The sequence below is a fragment of the Bradyrhizobium sp. BRP19 genome (assembly GCF_020194195.1).
In the GTDB taxonomy this organism is placed as follows: Bacteria; Pseudomonadota; Alphaproteobacteria; order Rhizobiales; family Xanthobacteraceae; genus Bradyrhizobium; species Bradyrhizobium yuanmingense.
In genome coordinates, this window is the sequence record NZ_JADYVZ010000042.1 from 1 (window position 1) to 8,369 (window position 8,369).

The 8,369-nt window shown below is 58.5% G+C and carries 6 protein-coding genes; 5 read left to right on the forward strand and 1 reads right to left on the reverse strand.

Annotated elements, in window-relative coordinates; all coding sequences use genetic code 11:
• Positions 1–1,025: 1,025 nt before the first annotated feature.
• Genes I6F36_RS37970 through I6F36_RS37990 form a run of 5 tightly spaced genes read left to right on the forward strand, consistent with a single transcriptional unit; the run spans position 1,026 to position 7,645 of the window.
• Positions 1,026–2,360: an NtaA/DmoA family FMN-dependent monooxygenase gene (locus I6F36_RS37970; protein WP_225144780.1), complete on the forward strand. Its 1,335-nt coding sequence runs from the start codon at positions 1,026–1,028 to the stop codon at positions 2,358–2,360.
• Between the two features lie 32 nt (positions 2,361–2,392).
• Positions 2,393–4,081, forward strand: coding sequence for an ABC transporter substrate-binding protein (locus I6F36_RS37975; RefSeq protein WP_225173224.1), 1,689 nt, complete (start codon positions 2,393–2,395; stop codon positions 4,079–4,081).
• A complete protein-coding gene (locus tag I6F36_RS37980) occupies positions 4,078–5,040 on the forward strand; it encodes an ABC transporter permease (protein ID WP_225144782.1) in 963 nt (320 codons plus the stop codon). Before I6F36_RS37975 ends, I6F36_RS37980 begins: the two co-directional genes overlap by 4 nt.
• Positions 5,037–5,918: an ABC transporter permease gene (locus I6F36_RS37985; RefSeq protein WP_225144783.1), complete on the forward strand. Its 882-nt coding sequence runs from the start codon at positions 5,037–5,039 to the stop codon at positions 5,916–5,918. Before I6F36_RS37980 ends, I6F36_RS37985 begins: the two co-directional genes overlap by 4 nt.
• On the forward strand, positions 5,915–7,645 hold the full coding sequence (locus I6F36_RS37990) for an ABC transporter ATP-binding protein (protein WP_225144784.1): 1,731 nt from the start codon (positions 5,915–5,917) through the stop codon (positions 7,643–7,645). The genes I6F36_RS37985 and I6F36_RS37990 overlap by 4 nt, the downstream gene beginning before the upstream one ends.
• A 129-nt stretch (positions 7,646–7,774) precedes the next feature.
• Here the strand turns inward: I6F36_RS37990 and I6F36_RS37995 are convergent, their stop codons facing one another.
• On the reverse strand, positions 7,775–8,245 hold the full coding sequence (locus I6F36_RS37995; RefSeq protein ID WP_225173225.1) for an acetoacetate decarboxylase family protein: 471 nt from the start codon (positions 8,243–8,245) through the stop codon (positions 7,775–7,777).
• Positions 8,246–8,369 lie beyond the last annotated feature (124 nt).

The window sequence follows — 8,369 nt, forward strand, 5'->3', positions numbered from 1 at the left end:
GAAAACGACCAGAACTGATTAGGCTTCAAAGGCATTCGAAGAGGGCTGGGAAGTCTTCGGATCTCTCGCTATCGATTTTATATTTTTTCCAACAGGCTATTTCGACGGATCGGACATTCAGAAAGCCCAATCACCAGATTATGTTTTAGCAGTATTACAGTCGATACGATGGCTCCGACGATGGAACCGGCCGATTGTACAGCAATATGCAAGCAGGCAACTTCGCCATAGGGGCTGCCAGTTCTCTCGCAATGGGTTGATGGAAGGCGAGCCGACAGCACACTTTGTTCGCATGGCGCAGCGGGCCGGCGACCTCTTTTTCGGAGAAGGAGTGCGACCGGATCAAGACCCAAGCCATCGCCACTTGGGGCCCTATTAACCGGTCTCGTCGCTCCACTTGGTCCCGCGTAAGCGTCACTATGCTCACGCTCCTGCGGGTGCCACTTCTCTCAAGGCGATGCGCCCCGGCGCACGCCCAAAACGTTAACGAGCAGAACCGATCGATACGGACAGCTGATCGGTGATCTCTTGCAACTCTTTGCCCCGATGATGGCTCGGTTTTTGGTGATCTAGAAACTTCACAGCACGAGGCGCCATCATCTTGCCAGGCCAGGGCGAGCAGCAATTCTGAGCGGCTTCCGTCCTGAACATCAAAACGCGTACGCTTGATTGCGACACGATCGCGCCCTTCAGTTCCGGGAGGCATGCGCCTGAGATACAATCGTTTTGCACGGGGCACAGGTTGGACTGCGTCGCTCCACCTATGCGACTGCAAACCAGAAAGATGGGACTTCTCAGTTACGGAGTTTATCATTCCGCGCGGTGATGCATCCCCAACAAAAATCAATTATCCGGCGGCACGAAGCGAAACAGGCATTCTTATTTTTCCTGCGTGGTTGACGCTGGTCGGCTCCTCAACAATGTTGAAGCGCCATGACGCGCTCATGGCTACCGAAGATTGAGAAGAGTGCGATGACGTTTTTGAGCTTCCGGCTTACCATTACCCGTGGCGGATATATCGCGTGATGACGTCGCCGCTTGAACGTGAGCTTCACCTTGGCCTGAACCTGCATGGCGCTGGGGGACATGCAGCAGCGTGGCGGTGGCCCGGAAATCCTCCTGGGGCATTCTACGATATTGAGCATTACGTGCGAGCCGCAAAGCTCGCCGAGCGTGGAAAGCTCGACGCGGTTTTCCTCGCCGACACGCCAGCGCTCAATCCGGCAATCGACAAAACCCCGCCCCTCAATGGCATCGAGCCGACGATTACGCTTGCCAGCATCGCACGAGAAACAAGATTCGTCGGTCTGATCGGCTCGGCATCCACCACGTACAACGAGCCTTATAACCTCGCGCGCCGATTCCAGTCGCTTGACGTTGTCAGTGGCGGCCGCGCGGCCTGGAACGCAGTTACGACATCCAATGTCTATACGACGAGGAGCTTCGGCGGCTACGAGCAATCCCGTGATGACCGTTATCGCCGCGCTGAAGAATTCGTGGAGGCCGTGCGAACCCTTTGGCATAGCTGGGGAGAAGGCGCCCTTATTCTGGACCAAGCGTCCGGGCGGTTTGGTGATCCGAGCAGGCTGCGGACGACGAGGCATGCCGGCGAGTTTTTCGACATCAGTGGGCCCCTGACACATCCGGGCTCAAGACAGGGGCGGCCGGTTATTTTCCAAGCCGGCGGATCGGATCAAGGGCTTCAGTTTGCGGCGCGAAGCGCCGATGCCGTGTTCTCATCGACAGGCAATTTGGAAATCGCCTTGCGCGAGGCCGATCGCCTCAGGTCGTTTGCTTCTCAACATGGACGAAGGGCGCCCCTTGTCCTGCCGGGCGTCGTCACGTTCGTTGGCGGAACGGAAGAGGAAGCCATCAAGCGCAAGGCAGAGCTTGACGAACTTATCAACTTTGACGTTGCCCTTGATGCGCTGTCCGGTCGTTTCGGTATTCCTGCCGAAAGGCTGAAGATCGACGAACCAATCGACCCCAACTTACTGCCGCGACATGCGGACGCGGCTTTTTCCATCGGCCAGTATCGCACTGTGGAAGCGCTCGTGCGCTCCGGCAAAACGGTCCGCCAGATCATCGTCGAGGCGCCTGCTTACGGTCACCGGGTGCTGGTCGGATCGCCGGAGCAGATTGCCGCTTCCTTCGAAGAGTGGTTCCGGGCTGGCGCGGTGGACGGGTTCAACGTCATACCGGATGTTCTGTCCGACGGCACGCCTGCGTTCGTCGACCATGTTGTTCCCGTCCTGCAGCGGCGCGGCTTGTTCCGTTCGGACTATCGCGGCGAAACGCTGCGCGAGCATCTTGGCATTCCACTGCAGGGCGAGCCCACCGACCAGGTCTCCGCCGCCTGAGTGCTTCTCCTTTATCACAATCGGAGCTTATCATGTCTAAGCCGGCTGCCGTTCGTTCGACGTTTCTTCTCAAAATTCTGAACCGTCGTCTGACGTCTCGCGCCGCAATCATCGCCATCACGATGTCTGGCCTTTCGAAAGCGGATGCCGTGCAGGCGGAAGACGCGTCGGCTGGCAAGCCGCGATCCGGCGGGATTATCCGGTATGGACACTTCCAGGAGCCGCCATGCCTTTATGGTGGTTGGGTGCAGCAATGGTACCTTCAGCGTCAGTTCAGTGACAATCTGGTCGCCAGGGCTGAAGACGGCAGGATCCTGCCTTGGCTTGCGACCGCATGGACCATTTCGGATGACCGCAGAACTTACACATTCCAGATCAAGCCCGACGTCAAGTTCACGGACGGGACGTCTCTGGACGCCCAGGCGGTCGTCGATAACATCAATGGATGGCTGAGCGACAATCCGGAGCTGGAGAACCCCACAGCCGGCCCTTATCTCAAGGGCGTCTTCGAATCCGCGGCGGCGACCGGGCCGCTGACGCTCAAGATCACCTTGAAGACGCCATTCGAGCCGCTGCTGAATGTCTTTGCGCAGTCCTCGCAAGGTATCCTATCGCCGACGGGGCTGAAGCGTGGCAAGGCCGTGAACTGCGAAAGCCCGGTCGGTTCGGGTCCGTTCATCGTGGAGAAATGGAACCGCGGCAAGAACGTCATATTCCGTCGAAACCCAAACTATAGTTCGGCGCCGGCCACTGCCAAGCATCAAGGCCCGGCCTATGTCGAAGGAATTGAGTGGCGTTTTCTTGCTGACCCCACGATACGCTACGGCTCGCTTCTGACCGGCGAATCCGACGTTGTCTATCATATCCCGGCCGTCAATTGGCAGGACGCCAATTCCCGGTTCAAGGTCGTGCGTCACCTCACGGGCGGAACGCCGCTTCGGCTTGCATTGTACTCGGAGAGACCGCCGTTCGACGACGTGCGTGTCAGGCAGGCTTTTGCTTACGCCTCCGACCGGCGTGCTGCCGTGCAAGCGGCGTTTCTCGGCTCGCTGCCCTATGAGGGCAATTTCGCTTTGAGCCAAAGTTCCCCGGAATATGTCAGCGACCTCTCAAAATCCTATTCCTATGACCTCGAGAAGGCGAACAAGCTGCTCGATGAGGCCCGCTGGACGGAGCGCGATGCAAACGGCATCCGCAGCAAGAACGGCAAGCCGCTGATCATACGCATCACCTACACCAACGCCTTTTCGCCTCCGGATGGCGATCAGGTCCTGCAGATGATCCAGCAGCAAGCGAAGGCTGCAGGGTTCGATGTGCGGCTCCAGCCGACCAACCAGGCTGATTTCTGGGCAGGAAAGAATCTTGGTCCAAATGACTACGAGATCGTTCCCCTATATTGGGTTGCGCCCGGCGCCGAGATCTATCGCATCTCGTACAAGCCCGACCTGAATGGTGTGCGCAATCCCTTCAATCCATCCCGCTATCAGGATCTGCCGCTGTGGGACATCATCCAGAAGGCCGAACAGGCCGCTGACAAGGCGCAGCGCATCGCGCTTTATCAGCAGGCCGAACGGCGGATCGTCGAGAACGCGCCGTCCCTGAGTTACACGGTTTTGGATGTCACCCTCGCTTTGGCCGATAATGTGAAGGACATCTGGCTCGACAGCGGGTCGGTGGGCGAGCCCGTTTTCTCGGACGCATATTTCACCGGCAAGAAATGAATGCGGTGAAGACGATAGGCAATCGAAGCTTTTGGCTGGCGCGGCGGCTCTTGTCCGGCCTGATTGTGGTCTGGGCTGCGGCAACGTTCACCTTCTTTGTGCAGTTTCTGATGCCCGGAGAACGCGCCCAGATCATCTTCAATGCAAATACCGGAAACGTGGGAGAGATTCCTCGGGACCAGCTGCTCGCCATCAACGCCAGATATGGCTTCGATCAACCCGTCATCGTGCAATACGGAAAGTATATAAGGGATGTGATGCACGGAGATCTTGGGCAGTCTTACGTTCAATATCAACCTGTCACGGACCTGATTGCGCGCCAGATCGGACCGACGATTGCACTCGCCTTTGCCGCGATGTTGACTGCTTGGATCATCACCATCACGACAACCGTTCTTTTTGCCAGGCGTGACAACATATGGTCCAAGGCGCTAGGCGGCTTTCAGGTCTTCCTCGCAACACTGCCGCCCTATTGGCTGGGGACAATCCTGCTGGTCGTTTTCGCGATCCAGCTTCGCTTTTTTCCTGTCGTCGGCGGCAACACGCTCATGGGCCTCGTTCTGCCGACGATGGCCCTGGCCCTGGAAATCTACGGTTTCCTTGGTCAAGCGGTCCTGAGTGAATTCACGCGGGTTCTTGATCAGCCTTTCATCACATCATCGAGAATGCGCGGCACGGGAGATTTCAGTGTCCGTTTGCGTCACGCTCTGCGCCATGCTGCCTTGCCGGGGATCACGCTTTCCGGCTGGATCATAGGGAAGCTGCTCTCCGGCGCGGTATTGATCGAAGCGGTCTTCGGCCGCCAGGGGCTGGGCGGCGTCCTTGTTGCAGCAACGTCCACACGGGATGTCCCGGTCGTCTCGGGGGTGGTTCTGGTTTCAGCAGCGCTGTTTGTCGCTACCAGCTTGATCGTGGATTTCACGGTGCAGCTCGTCGATCCCAGGATGAAAGAGGCATGAGTTTCGCCACTAGCTCCGCCGGACATGCAAAAGCGTTCATAACTGCAAGAGTGCTGACGGGCGCCCGTAGGTTTCCGGTTCGGGTCTATGTCGCGGCTTTCTTTATGGCGTTCTTCCTCATCGCGGCGATTGAGCCGAAACTGCTTCAGACGCATGATCCTTTAGTGCTGAGCCTGACGTCACCTCTCAAGGCCCCTTCCTTGACGCATTGGCTGGGGACGGACCAGTCCGGACGGGATCTCTATTCCCGCATCGTGGCGGGGACACGTCAGTCTCTCTCGATTGGGCTAGGTGCGACTGCGCTCAGCCTTGCCCTCGCGCTTGCACTCGGCGTGACGGCGGGCCTGTCTGGCGGCTGGATCGACAATGTGCTCAGCCGGCTGTTCGACGCCTTGTTCGCTCTCCCCACTCTGTTTCTTGCGCTTCTCTTCGTTTCGTTGTTGGGCACCTCGGTCCCGACGCTGGTCATCGCAGTCGGCCTTGGAACATCGCCCGGATATGCGCGGATGGTGAGGGTGCAGGTTCTGAGCGTTAAAGCGACCGGTTATGTTGAGGCGGCAAAGGCGCTAGGCCACTCGCCGAGACGCATCCTGTTCAAGCATATTCTCCCCAACGCAATCAGCCCACTTGCGACAATGTTCACGCTCGGTGTCGGGCAAGCCATCATTTGGGCATCCGGCCTTTCCTTTCTAGGCTTGGGAGTTGCGCCCCCCTCATCGGAATGGGGCGCGCTGCTCAATGCCGGGCGTAACTACGTGATCTATGCCTGGTGGCTCGAGGTCATGCCCGGTATTGCCATCGCTGCCTTCGCACTCTCAGTTACTGTTGTCGGCCAGTACGTGCAGCAACGCCTGGAAGGAAGGATTGAGCTTCTATGAACGTGACCTATCCCGCAGCCTCCTTCCGGCAAAATGCCACATCGCCCGCGGCTAGCAACCCGTTGCTCGGGGTACAAAACCTCAACGTTTCCTTCGGGCCGGCGCATTCGCGACGAGATGTTGTAAAGGGGGTCTCTTTCGCGGTTGAGGAAGGCCGGTGTGTCGCGATCGTCGGTGAATCGGGGTCAGGCAAGAGCGTTACGGCCCGGACGTTGGTTGGTCTTACCGGGGCGCGTTCTCATGTCCAGGCTGACCGCCTGGCTTTTCAGGACAAGAATATCGATGGCCTAGGTGACAAGGAATGGAGAGCCTTGCGCGGCAAGCGCATCGGTTTCGTCTTACAGGACGCGCTTGTGTCGCTCGATCCGCTAAGACCGGTTGGCAAGGAGATCGGTGAAGCGCTGAGTGTTCACCGTGCAATCAGGGCACGCGCAGACTTGACCGAACGGGTGGTTGAGCTTCTGAAGCTCGTGGGCGTGCCCGAGCCGGCCGTCAAGGCGCGGCAGCTTCCACATGAGCTGTCAGGAGGACAACGGCAACGAGCCTTGATTGCGACGGCAATTGCTCTCGATCCAGCTCTTTTGATCGCAGATGAGCCCACGACGGCGCTGGACGTTACGATCCAGGCTCAAATCCTGGATCTGCTCAGCGAAACCCGCGAGCGCGGCAAGGCTATGATCCTCATCAGCCACAATCTCGCCGTCGTATCGCAGATGGCCGACGAAGTTATTGTCATGCGACACGGCGAAATCGTCGAGCATGGCTCATTAGAACAGATTTTTGGCGATCCGAGACATGAATATACGCGGGGTCTTCTCAAGGCGATCCCATCCGTCCGGTCACGCGGAAGCCGTCTTTCGTCCTCTAAGGCGCCGCGCTTCGTCTCGGCTGAAGGTGAAGAGGTCAGAGCGCTGGCCAAACCGGATATCGCACAGCCTGGTAGGCCCGTGCTTGAGGCGGAACGGCTCGTCAAGCGCTTTCGTGGGCCGGATGGCGAGCTGCGTACTGTTGTGAATGACGTCTCGTTTCACCTCGGCCATGGAGAGACGCTTGGCATCGTCGGAGAGTCAGGGTCTGGGAAGACGACCGTGGCACGAATGGCGCTCGCGCTCGAAATGCCTGATGAAGGCGACGTGACACTCGGAGGTGCGCCGTGGACTTCTGCGACTGAGAAAGAGCGGCGCCGAAGGCGATCGGATATCTCGGTCATCTACCAGGATCCACTAAGTTCATTCGATCCACGCTGGACCATCGAGCGCGTCATTGATGATGCCTTGGCAAGACGCCGCGGAGATCCCCTCGACAGAGCCAGTCGACAATCCGAGGCCAGCGAGTTGCTCGATCTTGTGGGGCTGTCACCGAGCTTCAGGACAAGGCGCCCACTCGAACTGTCGGGCGGTCAACGTCAGCGGGTTGCGATCGCCCGCGCGATTGCTCCGCGCCCCAGGATCATCGTGTGTGACGAGCCGGTCGCGGCACTTGATGTATCCATTCAGGCGCAAATTCTCGATCTGCTTGGCGATCTCAAGGCTCATTTGGGCGTCAGCTATCTATTCATCTCGCATGATCTCGGCGTGGTGCACCACCTGAGCGACCGTGTTCTTGTCATGAATCATGGCGTGGCCGTCGAAGTCGGCGGAGCAGACGATGTATTTTTACGGCCTCGGCAATCCTATACGAGGAAGCTGGTTGCGGCCGTTCCACAATTGCACTTCCAGGCGGCTTAAAGTCAAGGCCAGCCACTCCCCGTCGGCTCAGCGCTAGGCTGAGCGCACGGACCAGGCGCTGTGCAAGGCAGCTAGATTTTGCCGTGGCTCTCCCATGCATGCATCCGCGCCAGCCGGAAGCCCGTCTGCCTATTCGGACGATGCAAATGCCCGTCCTTTAAGAGGTGGCACTGCCAGACGGAAGTCCACAAGACGATGGCCGATCACCACACCGGCGCAGGTGGATCTAGCCGCGACGGGGCTCACAAGCTTCGGCCGAGCGATTTGTCGCTTCAAGCTGGCGCGCCAGTCAGACCTGCGCAAATGCGTGGGCAAAAGCCTTGCGACGGGACATTCGCCGGAGCAGATCGCCGGCCGGCTGGTGCTGAAGCATGGCCGCGCCTGATGTGCGCCAGCTTGTTTTGGAGCACCAAGGACCCCCGAAGCGAGCGCTGCATCATTCGTTGTCACATAGATGTATGGTATGTAGTAGCCGGTCTGCCCGCCAGGATCACGAACTTGGATTCCTGAGTAGTGCTCCAAGTACGGTCCGACTGTGCTTAAGCCATAGCACGCTACGCCCACAATACCGATCGCCGGGTTTGCTGCAGGTACTAACATTACAGTTGCATCTTCCTGAAGGTTCTGAATCCATGGGCGACCATGATTCGGGATCTGATGATTGGTGGCGCGTCAGTTGAAGATACGCTGACGCTGTGGGCTTCGGCGTTGCGAGATATCAAGC

Coding starts and splice junctions, on each gene's coding strand:
- I6F36_RS37975 (WP_225173224.1), top strand. CDS start 2,393: ATGTCTAAGCCGGCTGCCGTTCGTTCGACGTTTCTTCTCAAAATTCTG.
- I6F36_RS37970 (WP_225144780.1), top strand. CDS start 1,026: ATGACGTCGCCGCTTGAACGTGAGCTTCACCTTGGCCTGAACCTGCAT.
- I6F36_RS37995 (WP_225173225.1), bottom strand. CDS start 8,245: ATGTTAGTACCTGCAGCAAACCCGGCGATCGGTATTGTGGGCGTAGCG.
- I6F36_RS37985 (WP_225144783.1), top strand. CDS start 5,037: ATGAGTTTCGCCACTAGCTCCGCCGGACATGCAAAAGCGTTCATAACT.
- I6F36_RS37990 (WP_225144784.1), top strand. CDS start 5,915: ATGAACGTGACCTATCCCGCAGCCTCCTTCCGGCAAAATGCCACATCG.
- I6F36_RS37980 (WP_225144782.1), top strand. CDS start 4,078: ATGAATGCGGTGAAGACGATAGGCAATCGAAGCTTTTGGCTGGCGCGG.